We start from the raw sequence: 20,279 nt of genomic DNA, 5'->3' as shown, positions 1-20,279 counted from the left end.
CCCCAATGAACTTTTGACGCCAGGAGCCCTTGTGACCACGCATCTCTCTGATGAGTCCTCCCCCTCAACGCTATCACTGCCTGATACGGCGCTGATAAGCGATCTTTACACACTGCGGGACTATTTGCGCTGGGTATCCAGCGAGTTCTATCTGGCGGGGTTGCACTATGGGCACGGCACGCAGTCACCCTGGGATGAGGCGGTCGCGCTCTGCTTAGGCGCGCTGCACCTGCCTTGGAACGTCGACCCCGCCGTGTTGGATGCGCGGCTGCTGCCGGTTGAGCGCGAGCGGATTATTCGCCTCGCCCGCGAGCGCGTCACCACGCGCCGCCCGTTGCCTTACCTGCTGGGGGAGGCCTTCTTTGCAGGCTACCCGTTTAACGTGGATGAGCGCGTGCTGATTCCCCGCTCGCCGATTGCCGAGCTGATCGAAGATGGCTTTGCGGCGTGGTTCCCCGAAGAGCCACCCGCCCGCGTGCTGGATTTATGCACCGGCTCCGGCTGCATTGGCATCGCCACGGTGCTGGTGCTGCCGACCTGCGAAGTGGCCCTGGCGGATATCAGCCAGGATGCCCTGGCCGTGGCGCGGCAGAACATCACTCGCCACGATGTCGGCGATCGCGTGCGCGCCGTGGAATCGGACGTGTTCAATGGTCTGGAAGGCCAGCGCTTCGACCTGATCGTTTCCAACCCTCCCTATGTGGATGAGCGTGACCTGGCCACCATGCCCGCCGAGTTCCGCCACGAGCCTTCGTTGGCGCTGGGAGCGGGCAGCGACGGTCTTGATATCGTGCGGCGTATTCTGCGCGAGGCCCGCGAGCACCTAACTTCAGAGGGCTGGCTGATTGTTGAAGTTGGCAACTCTGACCGCCATGTGGAGGCTGCCTTCCCCGAGGTGCCCTTTATCTGGCTTGAATTCGAGCGTGGCGGCCAGGGCGTGTTTGCCCTGAGCGCCGCTGAACTCGACGCCCATGCGGCGTCTTTTGCGTGAGGAATTAACGCCCATGTCTGGCAATACGTTTGGCAAACTGTTTACCGTTACCACCTTTGGTGAAAGCCACGGCCCCGCACTAGGGGCCATTGTGGATGGTTGCCCTCCTGGCATTGCGATTAGCGAAGAGGACCTGCAGGGCGACTTAGACCGTCGCCGCCCCGGCAGCTCGCGCCACACTACCCAGCGCAAAGAGCCGGATCAGGTGCGCATTCTTTCCGGCGTGTTTGAAGGCAAAACCACCGGCACCTCGATTGGCCTGCTGATCGAGAACACTGACCAGCGCTCGAAAGATTACTCCAAGATCAAAGACCAGTTCCGCCCCGCCCACGCGGACTACACCTACCACCACAAGTATGGCCACCGGGACTACCGGGGTGGCGGCCGCTCCAGCGCCCGTGAAACCGCCATGCGCGTGGCGGCGGGTGCCATTGCCAAAAAGGTGCTGGCGGCACAGGGCATTCAAATTCGCGGCTATATGAGCCAGCTTGGTCCGATCAAGATTGACTTCAAAACCTGGGAAGCCGTCGACCAGAACGCCTTCTTCTGTCCCGACCCCGATAAAGTCCCTGAGCTGGAAAGCTACATGGACCAGTTGCGCCGGGATCAAGACTCCGTGGGCGCGGAAATTACCGTAATTGCCGATGGCGTGCCCGTAGGCCTAGGCGAGCCGGTATTCGACCGCTTGGATGCTGACTTGGCGCACGGTTTGATGAGCATTAATGCGGTAAAAGGGATCGAGATTGGCGCGGGCTTTGGCTGTATTGCCCAGCGCGGCAGCGAACACCGCGACGAGATGACGCCGGAAGGCTTTCTCTCCAACCACGCGGGCGGCGTGCTGGGTGGTATTTCCAGCGGGCAGCCCATTGTGGCTCGGTTGGCACTGAAACCTACCTCCAGCATTACCACGCCGGGCCGCTCCATTGATGTCCATGGTGAACCAGTCGAAGTGATTACCAAAGGGCGTCACGACCCTTGTGTCGGCATTCGGGCAACGCCGATTGCGGAAGCCATGATGGCGATCACGCTGCTTGATCACTGGTTGCGCCACCGGGGCCAAAACGCTGATGTTAGCGTTGATACACCGCGATTAGGTCAGCGATAACGCCAAGGTGTGCTGAGTGGTTCGCTGCTACACTCAAGGAAGACGGTTAAGGAGTCGCCTATGAAAATTAACGTTGAGTTTGACCTGACGCCGGATGAGTTTCGGCAGTCGCTGGGGTTGCCCGATGTGGAGGCCTTTCAGCAGAGCCTGCTGGATAATATTCAGCGGCAGATGGAATCGGGGGTAGAAGGTTATGACCCCATGAGCTTAATGCGCCCTTTCCTGCAGCAACCCATGATGCAGCAGGGGCTTTCACAGGGGCTTGCTAACTTTGGCACCTATCAGCAAATGATGCTGGATATGCTGCGTCAGGCCGGTAGTGCCCATACGGGTGGTGCCAGTAACGGCACCCAAGATAGCGAACCATCGTCAGCGGCAAACGAGAAAAGTACCAAGGCGAAAGCCACGGCTTCTTCTCGCTCTCGCGCCAAAGAGTAGGCGATAAAGGCGCTATCAAATACGTGGCACTGTGAGGCTGAGTCAGAGGCGGCTGTAGGGTATGCAGAGGGGCCGTAGGAAGCTCCTTGTTGCAAAGCAGCATGCTAAGCATTACTCTTTTTGCAGTGCAGCAATTTGCGATGTGATGAGCCACTCCAGGCTCATGCCAAGGAATGAGAGACAGGAGCAACCACAATGCAAGACAAAATGATGGACGCCTTTAACGCCCAAACTCGCCAGATGTTTGAGCCGATGCGCAAGATGAACTCGCTGATGCTCAATAACATGGAAAAAATGACCCAGTACCAGCTGGAAGCGATGAAACGCTACAGCCAGATGGGCACCGAGCGCATCCGCAGCGCGACAGAAATTAATGATGCCGAGAGCCTGCGCGATTTCGGTACCAAGCAAGCGGAAATGATGAACGAGCTTTCTCAGCAGATGCAGGAAGACGCGCGGGTGATGAGCGAGATGAGCCTGCAGTTCAAATCTGAAATGGAAAAGCTGTTTAGCGAAGCCGGACAAAAAATGAGCGAACAAGCGAGCGCTACCGCCAAGGGTGAACAGCCCGCGAAGGCCTCAAGCCAGTCGTCTCGTAAAAGCTAATCGTCAGTAGTGTCCGCGGCGCCTTTGAGGCGCCGCGTTCTTTTACAGCGTTCTTAAGCGTGTTGCCAGGGCAACCATTGCCCAGTTGGTGAGGGGGAAAGTCGTATGCAGTCAGGGTGGAAAATGCCGTCTCAACCGTTGTCCCAGCAAGATATGGAGGCATGGAAGGCACAGCTTGACGACGTAGGTGAACAGTACAAAGGTCTGCTAGAGGACCTGCTGTCACGTATGGCGCCCAGCGAAGCCGCTGACTCCGTTTATAGCGATATGCGCGAAAGCTTTGAAGCCGCTGCTCGTTCGCTGATGAGTAACCCGAATTTGCTGTGGCAAACCCAATCGCGCTTGATGCAAGACCAGTGGTTGCTGTGGCAGCAGGGCGTACGCGCCATGGCCGGTGAGCAGGTGGCACCCCTGGTAACGCCGCCCAAGAACGACCGCCGTTTTAAAGATGAGGCCTGGACCACAGACCCCTACTACATGGCGATCATGCAGCAGTATTTGCTGTTTTCGCAGATGGTCGAAGAGCTGATTAACGATCTGGATGTAGACCCTACCCTCAAGCGCAACTTAACGTTCTACGCGCGCCAGTTGGTGAATGCGATGTCGCCTACCAACTTCGTCTCCACCAACCCGGAAGTGATGCGCCGCACCCTGGAAACCAAAGGCCAGAATCTGGTCGATGGCCTTACTCGGCTGCGTGAAGATTTAGCCAACTCAGCGGAAGGCATCAACGTACGCATGACCGACCGCAGCGCCTTTGGCGTGGGCGAGAACATTGCGGTAACGCCTGGCTCCGTGGTGTATGAAAACGGGCTGATTCAGCTGATTCAGTACACGCCAACCACCGAAAACACCTTTAAAACGCCGTTGCTGATTGTGCCGCCCTGGATCAATAAGTACTACATCCTAGACCTGCGGCAAGATAACTCGCTGGTAAAGTGGTTGGTCGATCAAGGCCACATGGTATTTCTGATCTCCTGGCGTAACCCTGGCCCCGAGCAGAGCGATATTACCTGGGCCGACTATATGCAGATGGGCCCCATCAGTGCGATGGAAGCGATTGAGCAGGCCTGCGGCGAGAAGTCAGTCAACCTGCTGAGCTACTGCGTAGGCGGCACGCTGACCGCCTCCACCGTGGCGTATCTCACCAGCACGCGCCGTGGCCGCAAGGTGAAGTCGGTCACTTACATGGCCACGCTGCAGGACTTCCGCGATCCGGGCGATATCGGCGTGTTCCTGAACGAGCGCGTGGTGCAGGGTATTGAGCAAACCATGCAGATGAAGGGCTATCTGGATGGCCGCTCCATGGCCTACACCTTCAACCTGCTGCGGGAAAATGACCTGTTCTGGTCGTTCTATATCAATAACTACCTGAAGGGCGAGATTCCTGCCGCCTTCGATTTGCTCTACTGGAATACTGATGGCACCAACCTGACGGCAGGCACCCACGCTTGGTACCTGCGCCATATGTATCTGGAAAACCGCTTGGTAGAGCCCGGTGGTATCGAGCTAGACGGGGTCAAAATCGACCTGCGCAAAGTCTCAACACCTAGTTACTTTGTCTCCACTAAAGAAGATCATATCGCCAAGTGGAACAGCACTTACTACGGTGCGCTGCTGCCCAAAGGCCCGGTAACCTTCGTGCTGGGCGGCTCTGGGCATATTGCCGGTATCGTGAACCCGCCCCATAAAAACAAGTACGGCTACTGGACCAACGACACGCTGCCCGAGACCCACGAGGAGTGGATGGAAAGCGCCACGTTTAACGAAGGCTCCTGGTGGCCCCATTGGCAAGCGTGGATGACCGACAACGGCTACGTGGATACAGACCCGAAGAAAATGGTACCTGCCCGCCAGCCTGGGGAAGGGGAGCTAACAGTGATCGAACCCGCGCCGGGCCGCTATGTGCGGATGACGATTCCCGAGGTGCTAGGGGAAATCCCCAGCAGCACCTAACCGGCACTCAGCAGACGGCTTTTTAAGAAGCCGCCTAAAACGAAGCCCCCTGCCACGAATGTGGCAGGGGGCTTTTTCATGGCCGAGGTGCTATTGGCATCAACGCCGACGCACAAACCCCGGCAGCAGGAACAGCCCGGCGAGTAGCCAGATGGGCAGGCTGCCCATGCGGTTGAAGGGGGTTAGCCCTTCCATAGCGTAGAACTCGCCAGTGAGATAGGTAGTTTCAAACTGCGGAGCGCGGTCTACCAGTTCGCCACGGGGGTTAATAATGGCGGTGATGCCGTTGCTGGTAGCGCGAACCACGTAGCGGCCATTTTCCAGAGCGCGCAGGCGGGCCATTTGCAGGTGCTGGTGCGGGCCAATGGAGGCACCAAACCAAGTATCGTTGGAAACCGTCACGATCACACCGCTATCGGCTGCCCGCTGTGCCACGAGCTGTGGGTAAATAATTTCGTAGCAAATAGCGTTACCAATAGCGACGCCTGCTGCCTGCATAGGCACCTGCTCCGACGCACCTTTGCTAAAGCTGGACATCGGCAGGTTGAAGAAGTCGATCGCGCCCCGCAGCACGCTCTCTAGCGGCAGGTACTCCCCAAACGGAACCAAGTGCTCTTTTTGGTAGCTGCCTTCCACGTTGCCTACGCCAATCACGCTGTTGAAGTAGCGGTTGTTTTCATCCTGCTGAACGATGCCGGTCAGCAGGGCGGCTTCTGGCGGCAGGTTGGCCTGCACGCGCTCAAGCACCGGGCGCGCTTGGCTATCAATCATGGGTAGCGCCGTTTCAGGCCATAAGATCAGATCCGCCTCATCCGCCACTTCGCGGGTTAAGTCGCTGTAAGTATTCGCGGCGGTGCGCTGGCCTTCAGGCGTCCATTTTAATAGCTGGGGCAGGTTGCCCTGCAGAAGCGCGACGCGAGTGGGTTCGCTTACCGGCGTTGTCCACTGGCTTGGCAGTACGAAAGGGGCCAGCCAGATAGCGGCCAGCGGTAGCGCCGCCCACCACTGGCGGCGCAGCAGTTCCGCCCCCAGAGTGCCGGTAAGCACCACCAGCAGCGAGAGTAAGTACACCCCCCCAACGGGTGCCCAGCTGGCCAGCGGAGAATCCACATAGCTGGACCCCACCAACAGCCAGGGAAAGCCGGTAAACAAGTAAGTGCGCAGCACTTCACCCAGCACCCAGGTACCTGCAAAAGTCAGCAGTGCCCAGCGGGGGCCGATAAAGCGCCGATAGAGCCAGAACGTGCCTGCGAAGAACAGCGCCAGTACGCTCACAAACAGCGCGGTTAAAAAGACCGCGAGTGGCACGCCGGTATAGCCGTAGTCGTGAATCGAGACGTAGACCCATGAGGTGCCGCTGGCAAACAGCGCCACGCCATACAGCCAGCCTTTTAAGGCCGCCTGGGCAGGGCTTAAGGTGTGCAAACCTGCATACAGCAGGCCGATGGCCACGGGGCCAAGCCACCATAGTTCAAACGGGGAGGCGGTAAGCGTTGTAAAGCCGCCAGCCACTAAAGCGGCTAGCAGCTGTAGCGTCAACGTGGGTGTAAACCCCATGGAGATATCCTATCAGCAGGGTGGTGTTGGCAGTGTGGGGGCGACAGGCTAGTCGTCTTGGCTTTCTTCGTCGTCGGCTTCGCTGTCGCGATAGGCCTCAAGTAGGCGTATCCGGCGGTTATCGGCGTTCAGAATCACAAACCGCCAGCCGCCTAAGCTGGTGTGCTCGCCACGGCCGGGCAGATGACCAAACTGCTGCATCACAAGGCCGCCCACCGTATCGAATTCGTCATCAGAGAATTCGGTGCCAAAGCGCTCGTTGAAGTCTTCAATCGGGGTGAGGGCGCGGATCGCGAAGTGGCCGTTCTCCAGCGTGCGGATATCGTCCTCTTCATCGGTATCGTGCTCATCTTCGATATCCCCGACAATTTGCTCAAGAATATCTTCAATGGTGATGATGCCCGCCGTGCCGCCGTACTCATCCACCACGATCGCCATATGGTTATGGGTTTCGCGGAACTCTTTGAGCAGCGTGTTCAAACGCTTTGACTCAGGAATAAACATGGCAGGGCGCAGCACGTCTTCCAGCTTGAACGCATCGCGGCTCTCTTGCGATTGCGACAGTAGCGGCAGCAGGTCTTTGACCAGCAGGATGCCTTTTACGTCGTCTAGGTTTTCGCCCACCACCGGGTAGCGTGAATGGCCGGTCTCTTGGATCAACGGTAGGTAGTCATCCCGGGTTTGGTCGAGGGTAATCGCCGATACCTGAGAGCGTGGGATCAAGATTTCACGCACTTGCTGATCGCTGATCTCAAGCGCGCCCTCAATAATCATGATGGCGTCTTGATCCAGCTTCAGTTTCCCTGCGGTGTGGCGTAAAAACGTCATCAGCTCGTCCCGCGAGCTGGGTTCGTCGTTGTCTCCGGAAAGGGCGCCAAAGAGTTTCTCGAGCCATGATTTTTGATTAGGGTTGCTCGATCGGTCTTCGCTCATTGCGTCAAATCTCTCTCAGTTACGGACAGAATGTTACGGAAAAGGTAGTTCGGAAAATATCGTACGGAGAAGCAGTCACGAATGGGTGACCACGCTTCAAGTGACCGTTTTATCACTGAGTGGCAGCAGACACCACCCTAAACGTACGTTTGGCTCAAGGTAGCAGCTTACACGTGATAAGGATCAGGAATATTAAGGGTGGCCAGCAGCTCGCGTTCTAGCTGCTCCATCTCTTCGGCTTCCTGCTCTTCGATATGGTCGTAACCCATCAGGTGCAGGGTGCCGTGTACAACCATGTGGGCATAGTGGTGGGCCAGCGGCTTCTGTTGCTCTTCGGCTTCACGGGCGACTACGGCATGGCAAATAATCAGGTCGCCCAGCAGCGGCAGGGTAATGCCGGGTGGGTTTTCAAACGGGAAAGAGAGCACGTTGGTGGGTTTATCTTTTTCCCGATAGTCGCGGTTAAGCGCCTGGCTCTCCTCTTCATCCACAAAACGAATGGTGAGCTCTAGGCGGTCATCATCCGGGTGGCGAGAAAAGACACAGCCCACCCAATGGGTGAGCTGTTCAAGCGAGGGTAGCAGTGGCTCATCAATCGCCGCTTGCCGGTCGATTATGATGTCGCTCATCGGTAGGCTTCTCCCGAACGTTCGCTATTGCGCTCTAACGCCTGCATACGCGCTTCGCGCTCCTGCTGGCGTGCTTCACGACGAGCGCGCTCTTGCACTTCCTGCTCCGATTCAAACTCGTCGTAAGCCTCGATGATGCGCTGAACCAGCGGGTGGCGCACCACGTCTTTCGCGGCAAAGTGCGTCACGCCGATCCCAGGGGTCTCTTTGAGTACGTCAAGCACCTGCGAGAGGCCAGAACGCTGCCCACGCGGCAAGTCGACCTGGGTAATATCCCCGGTAATCACGGCGGTGGAACCAAAACCAATCCGCGTCAGGAACATTTTCATCTGCTCCGGCGTGGTGTTCTGGCTCTCATCCAGAATGATGTAGGAGTTGTTCAGCGTACGGCCACGCATATAGGCCAGCGGGGCAATCTCGATCACCTGACGCTCGATCAGCTTCGCCACCTGCTCAAAACCGATCATTTCATACAGCGCGTCGTACAGCGGGCGCAGGTAGGGGTCGATTTTTTGCGCAAGGTCGCCCGGCAAGAAGCCCAGTTTCTCACCGGCTTCTACCGCTGGGCGCACCAGCAGAATGCGGCGCACTTCTTGCTGATTGAGCGCTTCTACCGCAGCCGCTACAGCCAGGTAGGTTTTACCGGTACCCGCTGGCCCAATGCCGAAGTTGATATCGTGCTCGCGAATGCTCTGCACGTAGCGCTGCTGATTCAGCCCGCGTGGCTTAATCATGGTGCGCGGCGTGCGCATGATGACTTCATCGCTACCGCCTTCGCCATCGTCTTCCTCTTCCAGGGCTTCAAGCCCGGATTCTTGGAGGAACAGATGCACGGTATCTGCCGAAAGCTCGTCAGCAGCGGTTTCACGGTAGAGGTGCTCCAGCACGTTAGCTGCCGCTTTTATACGGTTAGCGGCACCGGCCAGCTGAAATACATTGCCCCGGTTGCGCAACGTCACGTCCAGGCGGCTTTCAATCAGCTTTAGATGCTCGTCCTGTTGGCCGCATAGGCTTGCAAGACGCTGCGGATCATTGGGTTCAAGGCTTAGGGTGATAATGCGATTGGCCTGAGGTGATGGCTGGCTCAAGAGTAAGAAACCCGTTAGTTGATGTGTGTGAGTCTCAGCTTACTGCCCCGGCGGTGCCGGGGCAATTACCTACGATAAGCAAGCGATCAATAACGCTCGGCAGAGGCGAGTTCAGCGCGCAGCGAATTGGGCAGCGCTTCGGTGATCTCTACATCGACAAAGTAGCCGATTAGCTCGGTGGGGTTAGCGGCGCGGAAGTTCACCACGCGGTTGTTCTCGGTACGCCCAGAGAGCTGGCCGGGGTCTTTCGGAGAAAACCCGGTCACCAGAATGCGCTGAGTAGTGCCCACCATGCGGCGGCTAATCTGCGCGGCCTGCTGAAGAATGCGCTCTTGCAGAATAGCTAAGCGCTGCTTCTTCACGCTTTCAGGGGTGTCGTCTGGCAAGCCGGAAGCCGGGGTGCCGGGGCGCGCTGAATAAACAAAGCTGAACGAGTGATCGAAACCGATACGGTGGATCAGATCCATCGTGGCCTCGAAATCCTCTTCTGTTTCACCGGGGAAGCCGATAATAAAGTCAGAGGAGAAGCTGATATCCGGGCGGTTAGCGCGGATACGCTCCATCTTCTCGATGTACTCTTCCGCCGTGTGGCCGCGCTTCATGGCGCTCAGAATACGGTCAGAGCCAGACTGTACCGGCAGGTGCAGGTGGCTCACCAGCTCTGGAATATCCGCATAGGCGTCTACCAAGCTATCCGTAAACTCCACCGGGTGAGAAGTGGTGAAGCGAATACGGTCGATGCCATCCACCGCCGCGATGCAGGCGATCAGCTCGGCAAGATCAATCTCGTCGCCGTCTTCGTTGTCGCCACGGTAGGCGTTTACGTTCTGGCCCAGCAGGTTGATTTCACGCACGCCCTGGTCGGCTAGGTGCATGACTTCATCCATCACCGCTTCAAACGGGCGGGAGACTTCTTCACCGCGGGTGTAGGGCACCACGCAGAAGGTGCAGTACTTCGAGCAGCCTTCCATGATCGACACAAACGCCGTGGCACCATCGGATTTGGGCTGCGGCAGGTGGTCGAACTTCTCGATCTCGGGGAAGGTGACATCCACCGCCGCAATTTGGTTATTGGCGCGGGCATCGAGCATCTTCGGCACCCGGTGCAGGGTTTGTGGGCCAAAAATCATATCTACGAAAGGAGCGCGTTTACGCAGCGCTTCACCTTCTTGGCTGGCCACGCAGCCGCCTACGCCAATCACGAGGTCCGGATTGGCGTCTTTGAGCTTTTTCCAGCGGCCTAACTGGTGGTAGACCTTATCCTGAGCTTTTTCACGAATCGAGCAGGTGTTCAGCAGAATCACATCTGCTTCCTTCTCGTTATCGGTTAGCTCCAGCTGGTGAGATTCGCCGAGTAGGTCCGCCATACGCGAGGAGTCGTACTCGTTCATTTGGCAGCCGTGCGTTTTGATGAAGAGCTTCTTCGCCATCGGTACCTGTCATCTATGGGTCGTCGGGGAGACGAGGGATGAATGAAATAACGGTTGGGCAGCGATTGGTGCGGCCGTTGAATGCGTGCATTATACGGATACACGAAACCAGGGGCTAGGCATTCCCCCGTAATCGATACTTGACCCGAGCGTTTCAATCAGTATACTACGCACCGTGTTTGAGCAGTTCCTCGATAGCTCAGTTGGTAGAGCAAATGACTGTTAATCATTGGGTCGCAGGTTCGAGTCCTGCTCGAGGAGCCAAAACACTTGTTAGGACAGCTACTTAGATGACTTTAAGTAGAGGTTAATAAGTGATAGGCTCTGGTTCAAACGCAACAGCAAATGATGTTCCTCGATAGCTCAGTTGGTAGAGCAAATGACTGTTAATCATTGGGTCGCAGGTTCGAGTCCTGCTCGAGGAGCCAAGCTGCTGTTCTGCTAAAGATTGTTCTGTTGTTCCCTGATAGCTCAGTTGGTAGAGCAAATGACTGTTAATCATTGGGTCGCAGGTTCGAGTCCTGCTCAGGGAGCCATCTAGCGTAACACCTTCCCCATTTGAATGATTCCATCGCCCGCTGCCATATGGCATTTTGGGTGTTTTTTTGTGCGTGGCTGTTTGTCTATCGTCGCTTGTTTGATGCTTTTGCGTTGGCTGCAACGCATCTTGCAGAGCATGATCCCTCTTTTAAGTATTTGAAATTTATATCTGTTATCTCTGACTTGTCTGGATTGCTAAAGCCTAAGCGTTAATCTTTACACTGCCTAAGCCTCGCCATTGAGCGAGGCTTTTTCGTTCCAAGGGCTTAATGCGGCTTGCAGCGGAACACGGCGGCTATATGGCACGGTCTAGATCGTCACACCCTACGGCACGCCGCCCCTCATTCACCTGCCACCTGCGGTGCTCGTTTGTAGGGTAATTCTTAATGCGCCTGAAAAATGAGCTAAAGCCCTCTATTGATAGGAGGTGGGCGAGTTTTGCTGCATGGAGGTATGCAATTTTTTGGCTGGGCTGGTGAAGGACTATAGAGAGTCTATGTATTGTTAAATGCAGTAAGAATTGATGCTCACAAGCCCTAGCAAATCCTAAGTATTCATGTTAAATATAATATTTTTAAATTTTAGTTATTGATGGTAGGGAGGAGAGGAGATGGCATCTACTGACGAGGAAATTAAAATTGCACAATGGATGCTGGAACAATACACAAAGTATAAGCGATTGTCTCAATCAATGGCTGCAAGAGGGATCTTAGTTGAGTTCGGTGAGCAATATGTTTACAAAAACAAACACAGGAACTGGGCTATAAATAAAGGAATACTTGAAGCATTTAGAAAAATAACACCTGACGATGTCGTTTGGAGTCGAAGCTCTCAGACTTGGCGTGCCAGAGCGCCTTACGATCCTCCAAAAGGAAGAATGGTGCGCTAAGGGGCATCCTGAAAAATCTTTAGTTGAGCTTATAAGAAGAAAAAGTGATTAATTATTTTTCGTATTTGTATTATCGTCTTTGTATAATATTAGTATTCATTTTTGGCTGGGCCAATATGGGAGGTTTCTGTGGTTATAACATCTTTGGTGGCAAATAATGTTTATGGTTATTTAAACTTTAACATTAATTTTAATAAGGATATAAGTTTTTTGGTCGGAAGTAACGGGTCAGGTAAAACAACCGCTCTTAAATTGGTGAATGCTTTAGTTACTCCGAACTTTAAAGAGCTTTTAGAAACGCCTTTTGATGATGCTTATTTGTTTTTAGAGCAAGAGGGCGAGCATGTAATGATCTATGCTTGTGAGGAGAATGGTAACATTGTTTTAAGAGTAAATACCGTAGAAGGTGAGTTAATACTTCCCTCATATTCTAGCGGTGAGTTCGAATATTTTGCGCACCGTGAAGATAAAATTAATGAGTTGATAGATGAAGTAACCAGAAAATATGCAGATCATCCTATTGTTAAAGAGATATCTAAAATAGATTCTCCTATTTTTCTAGGTTTGGATCGTAGAAGAGAAGAAATTATTTCTAGCAAGAATGATTATTATTACGAAAGGGGGGGTTATTTAACTGAGAAGAATAAACGTTCTGTAAGAGCAAGGCGTTTAATTAAAGGTTCCATAGGCGTTAGTCTTATGGAGACCGAGCTATTGATACAGCAAGCTTATAGAAGGTTAAGAGAGGCTGAGGAGCGTCATTCATCTAGGCTAAGAGACAAAATACTTTTGTCAGTATTTCAGTATACTAATTTTGAGTCTGAAGACTTTCGCCAAGAAGGAATTGTGTGGAAAGAGAGATCTCGTGTGCTAGAGAGAAAAAAAGAAATTGCAGAAGCTCTAGCTAACATAGGTCTTAATGATTCTAGTTTAAGTCAAGAAGTAGATAATTTTTTTCAATCAACTAACTGATTTGTTTAAAGACCTTCAAAGAACAAAAGAAGGTATTTCAGTTGAGTGGTTGCTTAACAAGGCTCAAGTCGAAAGAATGTCTCGTATTGTGGAAATAATAGATGACCATAAATCAAAGCTTGATAAGTTGTTTAAGCCATTAAGTACTTTTTTGAACACTGTAAATTCTTTTTATAAAGATTCTGGTAAGAAACTAGAAGTTGATACAGTTGGACAGCTTCTAGTTTTAAGGCCAGACGGTAGTAGCTGCACAATTGAGGGTCTTTCTTCTGGTGAAAGACAGCTCTTAGTTATTTTTGCACATTCATTTTTTAATAGGCACTCTAGCAAAAAGAAAGTTTTTATCATCGATGAGCCAGAGCTTTCATTGCATTTAGGCTGGCAAGAGAAATTTTCTGAAACAATTTTCTCTACTAGTCCTGGCTCACAATTTATTTTAGCAACACATTCTCCTGAAATAATAGGTGAGTTGAAACATAAAGCGCTAGAGTGTAATTAATATGATCCCTGAAAGAAGTGAAGCCGCAAGATCAGCAAAAAGTGTTTTTTTTCAAGAAATAAATGATATTGATATTTATATAGAAGACACAGACATTGGTTACATTAAGCTTTTTACAATTATTTGTTCTCGTGTTTTTGAGAATGATTATGAAGTGCGAAAAGTTTTTCCTTTAGGTAACAGAGATGCTGTAATAAGGCGCCACAGGACTCATGTCGCTAATGGAAGGCCATCTGTCTATATAATTGATCACGATCTGTATATGTTAGCTGGTGATACAGTTGAAAGTGGTGAGGGCTTGTTTAAACTTCCGTTTTATTGCATCGAAAATGTTTTATGTGACTCTGAAGCCATAATCGAGTTTTTAGACCATGAGGAAGTTGTTAGGAAAAAAGATGAAATTTCAGATAGGTTTAATTATGAGGCTTGGGAAAGTCTAAATATAGATTTGCTGTTTGAACTTTTCGTTGAGTACGCTCTTTCTTTTAAATTAAACCCCTCTTGTCCTACGGTTTCTTTTAAAGTAAGTGATGTTTTGTCTTCGAATACGGGCGATGTATGTCATGTCAAAGTTAGAGATAGAATAAATGAGGTAAAAGAAAGTACTATCGCAAAAGTAGGCGAGTCTACTTATGAAGATTTTAAAAAAGAAGTGGAAATGATGTTCACGCAAAGCGGTTTTGATAAAATTGATGTGATTTCAGGAAAAGACTATCTGTTTCCTTTGCTGAAGTTAAGGGCCAAACAGGCTGTGGATACTAAGGTCTCTAATATTAATTTTAAACAAAGGCTAGCAAGGATGTGCGATATTTCTAAACTTGAAAAAATGAGAAATTGCTTAATTGAGTGAGTTTTATTTGAAATTAACTGATTTAAATTGCAGTGCAGCTAGCTGTATCATCAGGAGTTAAGAAGTTTTCTATAAATATTAAATATTCTTTTTGATGCAGCTAGACTGAAGTTTTATCGTCTTTGTTTTATTTTATCCGGACAGTTGTTTATCTTTTTTATTATTTACATAGGATTAATTATTATGAATATGCACATGGTGTTTGTTTTGACTTGGTTGATTTAGAGCAGTCGCTATTAAGAGTTGTTGTGGGTTCTAGCATGTTTATACATTTCGTACCTAAAGCTATTCTACTTTGACAGCTTTAACACTGTGCGGTCGATTTTCTATTTCGAATTACCCCTGCACCCGTAGCTAATCTGTAATATGAGCGCTTTACCAAGCGAAGTATCTAGTTTCTGATTCTTATCCAATTCCTTAGCGTTGCCCTGTCGCTTGGCGTAAACTAGCCTCCTCAATTGATGGCGTAGGAAGGTGTCGTGGGAAAAGCGGCTAGCCTGCAGGCGCTGCAGGTCTTTAAGTGTTTGAGCGATGAAACGCGGCTGATGCTGGTGCTGCTGATTGCCCAGGAGCAGTCGCTGTGCGTGTGTGAGATGACCTATGCGCTGGAAGAGTCTCAGCCGAAGGTGTCTCGCCATTTGGCGCAGCTGCGTCAGTGTGGCTTGCTGATGGATCAGCGGGAAGGGCAGTGGGTTTACTACCGTTTAGCGCCGCAGCTGCCTGCTTGGGCGCAGTCGATTATCGAGTCGGGTGCAGAGGGGAGTGCGGTGCAGCTGGAGGCGCTGACACAGCGCTTGGCGCGTATGGGCGACCGCCCGGCGCGGCGCGCTGCCCTCTGCTAGCAGCGGTACGGTTCAAGCAAGCACCCACAAAAAAACGCCAGCCCGAGGGCTGGCGTCTTCTTACCTAGTGCTGGTCAAGCCATTACTTAGCGCTTGGCCATCCGCTGGGTATCTTGAAGGTGAACATAGTCGAGCAGGATTTCAGCGGCTTCCAGCACGTGGGCGCGGTCCACGGGCATCTCTTCTTCGTCGCTTTCGTTCTCTGCGTCTGTTTCTGCCTCTTCGGTAGCGGCTGTGCCGTCGCTACGCGCATCCATCCACTCTTCCAGTTCCGGCAGGCCCAGGGCGCGGCGGCGCTGGTTTTCCAGTGAGAGCTGTTCGGCCTCTTGGGCTTCTAGCTCGCGTTGGCGCTGTTCCCGGTTCAGGCTCACGCTGGTGTGCTGCTCACGCAGCTGGCGAGCAAGCGTGGATTGGCGCTCCAGGTAGCGGAAGTTGGGGTTCTCTTTGGCGCGCTCTTCATGGCGAGTAATCAGCGTCGGCAGTACACGTTCCGGCTCGCCGTAGCGGCGGTACTGAACGTTTTGTACGGTGTCCCAGGCCAGGGCGTTATCCAGGCTGCTCTCACCAATCCGCTCTGGGTCAATCAGGCTGGGGAAGGTGATGTCTGGCTCGACGCCGCGATTCTGGGTGCTGTCGCCAGAGATACGGTAGAACTTGGCGCGGGTGAGTTTGATCTGGCCGTGGCTAAGCTCGTTCAGGGTTTGAACGGTGCCTTTGCCAAAGGTAGACGCGCCCACCACAATGCCGCGGCCGTAATCCTGAATGGCACCGGCGAAGATTTCAGACGCCGAGGCTGATAAGCGGTTCACCAGCACGGTCAGCGGGCCGTCGTATACGGTGCCTGCTTCGGCATCGCCATACAGCTGAATGCGGCCCTGGGCATCGCGTACTTGCACGGTGGGGCCACGGTCAATAAACAGGCCGATCAGCGAGTTGGCTTCTTGAAGTGCGCCGCCGCCGTTGTTGCGCAGGTCCAGCACGATGCCTTCAACACCCTCTTTTTTGAGGCTCTCTATTTCGCGGGCAACATCGCGGGTGGTGCTGCGATACTCCTCTTCACCGGCTTGCCACGCATCAAAATCAACGTAGAACGTGGGAACGTTAATCACGCCAATGCGGTGAGGAGCGCCGTCGCGTTTAACTTCAATTACTTCGCTGTCAGCTGCCTGATCTTCCAAGCTCACCGTGTCGCGGGTGATTTCGACGATTTGCGAGCGGGTCATATCCACGGCTTGGGCAGGCACTACGTCCAGGCGCACCACGGAGCCTTTGGGGCCGCGAATCAGGTCAACCACGTTGTCCAGGCGCATACCCACGACGTTGACCATTTCACCCTCTTCCTGGCCGACGGCGATAATGCGGTCGGCGGGCTCTAGCACGCCTGCGCGCTCTGCTGGGCCGCCGGGCACTAGGCTGGAAACCTTAACGTACTCACCGTCTGCTTGTAGCAGTGCGCCGATGCCTTCCAGTGAGAGGCTCATCTGGATATCGAAGGATTCACCTTGGCGAGGGGAGAGGTAGCCGGTGTGGGGGTCGATAGTGCCTGACACGGCCGCCATCAGCAGGCCAAAGACATCTTCTGATTCCGCTTGGCGTAAGCGTGAAAGTTGGCCTTCGTAGCGCTGGCGCAGGTTGTCTTCGATCTGCTCGCTGTCCTGGTCGGTAATGGCGAGGGTCAGGGCATCGTTTTTCAGCCGCTTGTGCCACAGTTCGTCCAGCTCGCTTTCGCGGGTAGCCCAGGAGGCATCTTCGCGATCAACTTCTAAGCGCTCGTCGCTATTAAATTCAAGCGAGAGCCCTTCGTCCAGGCGTGCCAGCAGCCACTCAAGGCGTGCGGTATGACGCTCGCTCAGGCGGTTGTAGAGCGCAAAAGCGTCGTCTAGCTCGCCATTGAAGAGCGCTTCGGCCATGTCTTTTTCAAGATGGCGATAGGGGTCAATATCACGGCTGAGCAGGTAGGCGCGCTGACCATCTAGAATATCCAGATAGCGCTGGAAAGCTTCCTGTGACCACTGCTCGTTAAAATTGATATCAGCATAGTGGCCGTAGCGGAGCGAGTCCGCAATTTCTACTGCCGCTTGGCGTTGTTCGTCGGTCGGCGCGAGTTGCGCCAGCGCTGCCGGGCTGGTGATCACCAGCATTACGGCAAGGGCGACCGAGCGCGAAAGCGTTGCAAACAAGCTCATCAGTCAAGCTCTCCCGGATTTGTGTACACTCATTCTTCCCTAGACACGCAGTTAGCCTATGAGTTGCGTAGGCCGAGGGAGCATTGTAGCAGGTCATTTCCCCTGTGAGACTCAATCATTACTGTTATGAGGAATTCCATGTCCGAGGCTTTCAACGCGGAACGTTTAACGCGACTGTGCGATTTTTTACAGCAGTCGCCTACGCCATGGCATGCCACCCACAGCATGGCCCAGCGTTTGGAACAGGCGGGCTTTACGCGCCTGGAAGAGACCGCGAACTGGCAGTTGGTGCCAGGAAAGCGCTACTACGTGACGCGTAACGATTCGTCTGTGATCGCTTTTCAGCTGCCCGCTGGTAAGTTAACCAGCCTGCGCATGCTGGGTGCTCATACCGATAGCCCAGGGCTACGCTTAAAGCCCAACGCCACGCAATATTCAGCCGGCTGGCTACAACTTGGCGTGCAGGTATATGGCGGCGTGCTGTTAGCGCCCTGGTTTGACCGCGATTTAGGCTTGGCAGGCCGGGTACACGTACGCCATGCCGATGGCCGCTTAGAGAGCGTGCTGCTTAACGTGGACCGCCCGGTAGCGATGATTCCTAGCCTCGCGATCCATATGGACCGCGACGTGAATGCAGGGCGGCCCATCAATCCGCAAACGCAGATGGCGCCGGTATTAATGCAGAGTGATACGGCCAAGCTGAATGATCTGCTAGCCCAGTGGCTAGAAGAGCAGCACGGCCTGCGTGCCGTGGAAGTGGTGGATTTTGAGCTGGGCTTCTACGACGTTCAGCCGCCTTCACTGATTGGGCTGCGTAAAGAGCTGGTGGCCAGCGCACGGCTGGATAACTTGCTGTCGTGCTTTGTGGGCCTTGAGGCGCTGCTGGAGTGTGATGCTAGCCAGGGTGCGCTGCTGGTGGCGAACGACCATGAAGAGGTAGGTAGTGCCAGCGCCTGTGGTGCCCAAGGGCCGTTTTTAGGCGATGTGCTGAAGCGTTTGAATGCCCAGGTAGGCGGTGGTAGCGAGGAGTCTTTGATTCAACTGATTCAGTCGTCGCTGATGATCTCGTGTGATAACGCCCACGCGCTGCACCCGAACTTCCGTGATAAGCACGATGAGCGCCATGGCCCGGCGATTAACGGCGGCCCGGTGATCAAGGTCAATGCCAGCCAGCGCTACGCGACCAGTAGCGTCACCGGCGCGCTGTTCCGGGATGTGTGCCGCGAGGCAGATGTGCCGGTGCAGTCGTTCGTCACGCGGGCAGATATGGGCTGTGGTAGTACCATCGGGCCGATTACCGCCACAGAAGTAGGCGTGCCGACCATCGACGTAGGATTGCCCCAGTGGGCGATGCACTCGATTCGTGAAACGTCCGGTACGCGAGATGTGGATTACCTGACGCGGGCGCTGACGGTGTTCCTGAATCGCCCGACGCTCTCCTGAACTAACCAAGAAAAGTCTAGAAACGAAAAAGCCCGCTGACTGAGTCAGCGGGCTTCTGCTATTGCTAGCGGTATTCGGTGTTGGTGGCTACGCCCTGATTTGAACAGGGGACCCCATCATTATGAGTGATGTGCTCTAACCAGCTGAGCTACGTAGCCGTTCAACGGGGGCGAATATTACTCAGAGAGACGCCACCCGTCAAGCATTTATTTGTTTTAGGCGTTAGACATTAAAGCGGAAGTGAATCACGTCGCCATCTTTGACGATGTAGTCTTTACCTTCCAAGCGCCATTTGCCGTTATCTTTGGCACCTTGCTCGCCGCCCAGCGTGACGTAGTCGTCATAGGCGATCACTTCGGCGCGAATAAAGCCTTTCTGGAAGTCGGTGTGAATCACACCGGCGGCTTCTGGAGCGCTGGCGCCTTCTCTTACCGTCCAGGCGCGTACTTCTTTCACGCCAGCGGTGAAGTAGGTTTGCAGGCCCAGCAGTGAGTAGCCCGCGCGAATCACACGATCTAGCCCCGGCTCTTCCATGCCCATTTCGGAGAGGAACATGCTGCGTTCTTCATCTTCGAGTTCGGCAATTTCCGCTTCTAGCTGATTGCACACCGGCACCACAATCGCGCCTTCTTCTGCGGCGATCTCGTTGACGATATCCAGGTAGGGGTTGTTCTCAAAGCCATCTTCATTGACGTTAGCAATGTACATGGTGGGCTTGAGGGTCAAAAAGCCAAAGCTTTTTACCTGACGTTTTTCGTCGTCATCCAGGCCAAAGCTGCGCAGCGGCTGGCCTTCGGCAAGATGCGGCAGGATTTTGTCCAGCACGGCTTTGGTGGCAATGGCGTCTTTATCACCGCCTTTTACCGAGCGCAGCAGGCGCTGGCTGGCTTTCTCGACGGTGTCTAGATCGGCCAGGGCGAGCTCAAGATTGATGGTCTCGATGTCGGCGCGGGGATCTACTTGGTTGGCGACGTGAATCACGTTGTCGTTATCGAAGCAGCGCACCACGTGGGCAATGGCCTGGGTTTCACGAATGTTGGCCAGGAACTTATTGCCCAGGCCTTCACCTTTGGAGGCACCCGCCACGAGGCCTGCGATATCCACAAACTCCATGGTGGTGGGCAGCACTTTCTCAGGCTTTACGATGTCCGCTAGCGCATCCAGGCGTGGGTCTGGCATCGGGACGATGCCAACGTTGGGTTCGATGGTGCAGAACGGAAAGTTCTCTGCATCAATCCCTGACTTCGTCAACGCATTGAACAGCGTGGATTTGCCTACGTTGGGTAGGCCGACAATACCGCAGTTAAAGCCCATAAATAACTTCC

General features: G+C 53.7%; 18 protein-coding genes and 4 tRNA genes. 14 read left to right on the top strand and 8 right to left on the bottom strand.

Going from position 1 to position 20,279, the window contains the following annotated elements:
• The first annotated feature begins 31 nt into the window (after nucleotides 1-31).
• The 5 genes from prmB to phaC all read left to right on the top strand — a co-directional run bounded on the left by prmB (nucleotide 32) and on the right by phaC (nucleotide 5,096).
• The gene (prmB, locus tag ACIGG6_RS04510) at nucleotides 32-991 is read left to right on the top strand and encodes a 50S ribosomal protein L3 N(5)-glutamine methyltransferase (RefSeq protein WP_399842611.1); all 960 of its coding nucleotides are present in this window, start codon (nucleotides 32-34) and stop codon (nucleotides 989-991) included.
• 13 nt (nucleotides 992-1,004) lie between these two features.
• Nucleotides 1,005-2,096 (top strand): chorismate synthase, encoded by a 1,092-nt coding sequence (aroC, locus tag ACIGG6_RS04505; RefSeq protein ID WP_399842609.1) that lies wholly within the window; start codon nucleotides 1,005-1,007, stop codon nucleotides 2,094-2,096.
• A gap of 60 nt (nucleotides 2,097-2,156) precedes the next feature.
• The gene (locus ACIGG6_RS04500) at nucleotides 2,157-2,534 is read left to right on the top strand and encodes a hypothetical protein (protein WP_083024091.1); all 378 of its coding nucleotides are present in this window, start codon (nucleotides 2,157-2,159) and stop codon (nucleotides 2,532-2,534) included.
• A 195-nt stretch (nucleotides 2,535-2,729) separates the two neighbouring features.
• The gene (locus ACIGG6_RS04495) at nucleotides 2,730-3,140 is read left to right on the top strand and encodes a phasin family protein (protein WP_253507314.1); all 411 of its coding nucleotides are present in this window, start codon (nucleotides 2,730-2,732) and stop codon (nucleotides 3,138-3,140) included.
• Nucleotides 3,141-3,245: 105 nt separating this feature from the next.
• Complete coding sequence (phaC, locus tag ACIGG6_RS04490) at nucleotides 3,246-5,096, top strand: class I poly(R)-hydroxyalkanoic acid synthase (RefSeq protein WP_399842605.1); 1,851 nt, start codon at nucleotides 3,246-3,248, stop codon at nucleotides 5,094-5,096.
• Between the two features lie 99 nt (nucleotides 5,097-5,195).
• On the opposite strand, the gene lnt is transcribed toward phaC, so the two are convergent.
• The 5 genes from lnt to miaB all read right to left on the bottom strand — a co-directional run bounded on the left by lnt (nucleotide 5,196) and on the right by miaB (nucleotide 10,733).
• Nucleotides 5,196-6,653, bottom strand: coding sequence for an apolipoprotein N-acyltransferase (gene lnt, locus ACIGG6_RS04485; protein ID WP_399842603.1), 1,458 nt, complete (start codon nucleotides 6,651-6,653; stop codon nucleotides 5,196-5,198).
• 48 nt (nucleotides 6,654-6,701) lie between these two features.
• Nucleotides 6,702-7,586: an HlyC/CorC family transporter gene (locus tag ACIGG6_RS04480; protein WP_399842601.1), complete on the bottom strand. Its 885-nt coding sequence runs from the start codon at nucleotides 7,584-7,586 to the stop codon at nucleotides 6,702-6,704.
• 167 nt (nucleotides 7,587-7,753) lie between these two features.
• Complete coding sequence (ybeY, locus tag ACIGG6_RS04475) at nucleotides 7,754-8,215, bottom strand: rRNA maturation RNase YbeY (RefSeq protein ID WP_062359162.1); 462 nt, start codon at nucleotides 8,213-8,215, stop codon at nucleotides 7,754-7,756.
• Nucleotides 8,212-9,303 carry a PhoH family protein gene (locus tag ACIGG6_RS04470; protein WP_399842599.1) on the bottom strand — a complete coding sequence of 364 codons (1,092 nt, stop codon included), beginning with the start codon at nucleotides 9,301-9,303 and terminating at the stop codon, nucleotides 8,212-8,214. The genes ybeY and ACIGG6_RS04470 overlap by 4 nt, the downstream gene beginning before the upstream one ends.
• Before the next feature lie 86 nt (nucleotides 9,304-9,389).
• Nucleotides 9,390-10,733 (bottom strand): tRNA (N6-isopentenyl adenosine(37)-C2)-methylthiotransferase MiaB, encoded by a 1,344-nt coding sequence (miaB, locus tag ACIGG6_RS04465; RefSeq protein WP_188638129.1) that lies wholly within the window; start codon nucleotides 10,731-10,733, stop codon nucleotides 9,390-9,392.
• Between the two features lie 188 nt (nucleotides 10,734-10,921).
• Between miaB and ACIGG6_RS04460 the strand changes: the two genes are divergently transcribed.
• The 8 genes from ACIGG6_RS04460 to ACIGG6_RS04425 all read left to right on the top strand — a co-directional run bounded on the left by ACIGG6_RS04460 (nucleotide 10,922) and on the right by ACIGG6_RS04425 (nucleotide 15,325).
• Nucleotides 10,922-10,997: transfer RNA gene (locus ACIGG6_RS04460), tRNA-Asn, on the top strand.
• Between the two features lie 88 nt (nucleotides 10,998-11,085).
• Nucleotides 11,086-11,161: transfer RNA gene (locus ACIGG6_RS04455), tRNA-Asn, on the top strand.
• A 32-nt stretch (nucleotides 11,162-11,193) separates the two neighbouring features.
• A tRNA-Asn gene (locus ACIGG6_RS04450) sits at nucleotides 11,194-11,269 on the top strand.
• 614 nt (nucleotides 11,270-11,883) lie between these two features.
• Nucleotides 11,884-12,162, top strand: coding sequence for a DUF6953 family protein (locus ACIGG6_RS04445; protein ID WP_399842596.1), 279 nt, complete (start codon nucleotides 11,884-11,886; stop codon nucleotides 12,160-12,162).
• Nucleotides 12,163-12,291: 129 nt separating this feature from the next.
• A complete protein-coding gene (locus ACIGG6_RS04440; RefSeq protein ID WP_399842594.1) occupies nucleotides 12,292-13,134 on the top strand; it encodes a hypothetical protein in 843 nt (280 codons plus the stop codon).
• Nucleotide 13,135: 1 nt separating this feature from the next.
• Nucleotides 13,136-13,633: an AAA family ATPase gene (locus ACIGG6_RS04435; protein ID WP_399842591.1), complete on the top strand. Its 498-nt coding sequence runs from the start codon at nucleotides 13,136-13,138 to the stop codon at nucleotides 13,631-13,633.
• Nucleotide 13,634: 1 nt separating this feature from the next.
• Complete coding sequence (locus tag ACIGG6_RS04430) at nucleotides 13,635-14,483, top strand: DUF4435 domain-containing protein (protein ID WP_399842589.1); 849 nt, start codon at nucleotides 13,635-13,637, stop codon at nucleotides 14,481-14,483.
• Between the two features lie 479 nt (nucleotides 14,484-14,962).
• Nucleotides 14,963-15,325: a metalloregulator ArsR/SmtB family transcription factor gene (locus ACIGG6_RS04425; protein WP_399842586.1), complete on the top strand. Its 363-nt coding sequence runs from the start codon at nucleotides 14,963-14,965 to the stop codon at nucleotides 15,323-15,325.
• Nucleotides 15,326-15,411: 86 nt separating this feature from the next.
• On the opposite strand, the gene ACIGG6_RS04420 is transcribed toward ACIGG6_RS04425, so the two are convergent.
• Nucleotides 15,412-17,511, bottom strand: coding sequence for a carboxy terminal-processing peptidase (locus ACIGG6_RS04420; protein ID WP_399842585.1), 2,100 nt, complete (start codon nucleotides 17,509-17,511; stop codon nucleotides 15,412-15,414).
• Between the two features lie 138 nt (nucleotides 17,512-17,649).
• Between ACIGG6_RS04420 and ACIGG6_RS04415 the strand changes: the two genes are divergently transcribed.
• On the top strand, nucleotides 17,650-18,954 hold the full coding sequence (locus tag ACIGG6_RS04415; protein ID WP_399842583.1) for a M18 family aminopeptidase: 1,305 nt from the start codon (nucleotides 17,650-17,652) through the stop codon (nucleotides 18,952-18,954).
• An 81-nt stretch (nucleotides 18,955-19,035) separates the two neighbouring features.
• Here the strand turns inward: ACIGG6_RS04415 and ACIGG6_RS04410 are convergent.
• Both ACIGG6_RS04410 and ychF read right to left on the bottom strand, forming a co-directional pair.
• A tRNA-Met gene (locus ACIGG6_RS04410) sits at nucleotides 19,036-19,112 on the bottom strand.
• Between the two features lie 64 nt (nucleotides 19,113-19,176).
• A complete protein-coding gene (gene ychF / locus ACIGG6_RS04405) occupies nucleotides 19,177-20,268 on the bottom strand; it encodes a redox-regulated ATPase YchF (RefSeq protein WP_399842580.1) in 1,092 nt (363 codons plus the stop codon).
• Between the last annotated feature and the right edge of the window lie 11 nt (nucleotides 20,269-20,279).

Source organism: Vreelandella lionensis, from assembly GCF_044543515.1.
In the GTDB taxonomy this organism is placed as follows: Bacteria; Pseudomonadota; Gammaproteobacteria; order Pseudomonadales; family Halomonadaceae; genus Vreelandella; species Vreelandella lionensis.
This window is presented reverse-complemented; position numbering and strand designations above follow the sequence as displayed.

Bases quoted from the DNA above. Each gene is read 5' to 3' on its own strand.
- miaB (WP_188638129.1), bottom strand. From the start codon at position 10,733: ATGGCGAAGAAGCTCTTCATCAAAACGCACGGCTGCCAAATGAACGAG.
- phaC (WP_399842605.1), top strand. From the start codon at position 3,246: ATGCAGTCAGGGTGGAAAATGCCGTCTCAACCGTTGTCCCAGCAAGAT.
- ACIGG6_RS04445 (WP_399842596.1), top strand. From the start codon at position 11,884: ATGGCATCTACTGACGAGGAAATTAAAATTGCACAATGGATGCTGGAA.
- ACIGG6_RS04420 (WP_399842585.1), bottom strand. From the start codon at position 17,511: ATGAGCTTGTTTGCAACGCTTTCGCGCTCGGTCGCCCTTGCCGTAATG.
- ychF (WP_399842580.1), bottom strand. From the start codon at position 20,268: ATGGGCTTTAACTGCGGTATTGTCGGCCTACCCAACGTAGGCAAATCC.
- aroC (WP_399842609.1), top strand. From the start codon at position 1,005: ATGTCTGGCAATACGTTTGGCAAACTGTTTACCGTTACCACCTTTGGT.
- ybeY (WP_062359162.1), bottom strand. From the start codon at position 8,215: ATGAGCGACATCATAATCGACCGGCAAGCGGCGATTGATGAGCCACTG.
- lnt (WP_399842603.1), bottom strand. From the start codon at position 6,653: ATGGGGTTTACACCCACGTTGACGCTACAGCTGCTAGCCGCTTTAGTG.
- ACIGG6_RS04415 (WP_399842583.1), top strand. From the start codon at position 17,650: ATGTCCGAGGCTTTCAACGCGGAACGTTTAACGCGACTGTGCGATTTT.
- ACIGG6_RS04480 (WP_399842601.1), bottom strand. From the start codon at position 7,586: ATGAGCGAAGACCGATCGAGCAACCCTAATCAAAAATCATGGCTCGAG.
- ACIGG6_RS04500 (WP_083024091.1), top strand. From the start codon at position 2,157: ATGAAAATTAACGTTGAGTTTGACCTGACGCCGGATGAGTTTCGGCAG.
- ACIGG6_RS04495 (WP_253507314.1), top strand. From the start codon at position 2,730: ATGCAAGACAAAATGATGGACGCCTTTAACGCCCAAACTCGCCAGATG.
- ACIGG6_RS04430 (WP_399842589.1), top strand. From the start codon at position 13,635: ATGATCCCTGAAAGAAGTGAAGCCGCAAGATCAGCAAAAAGTGTTTTT.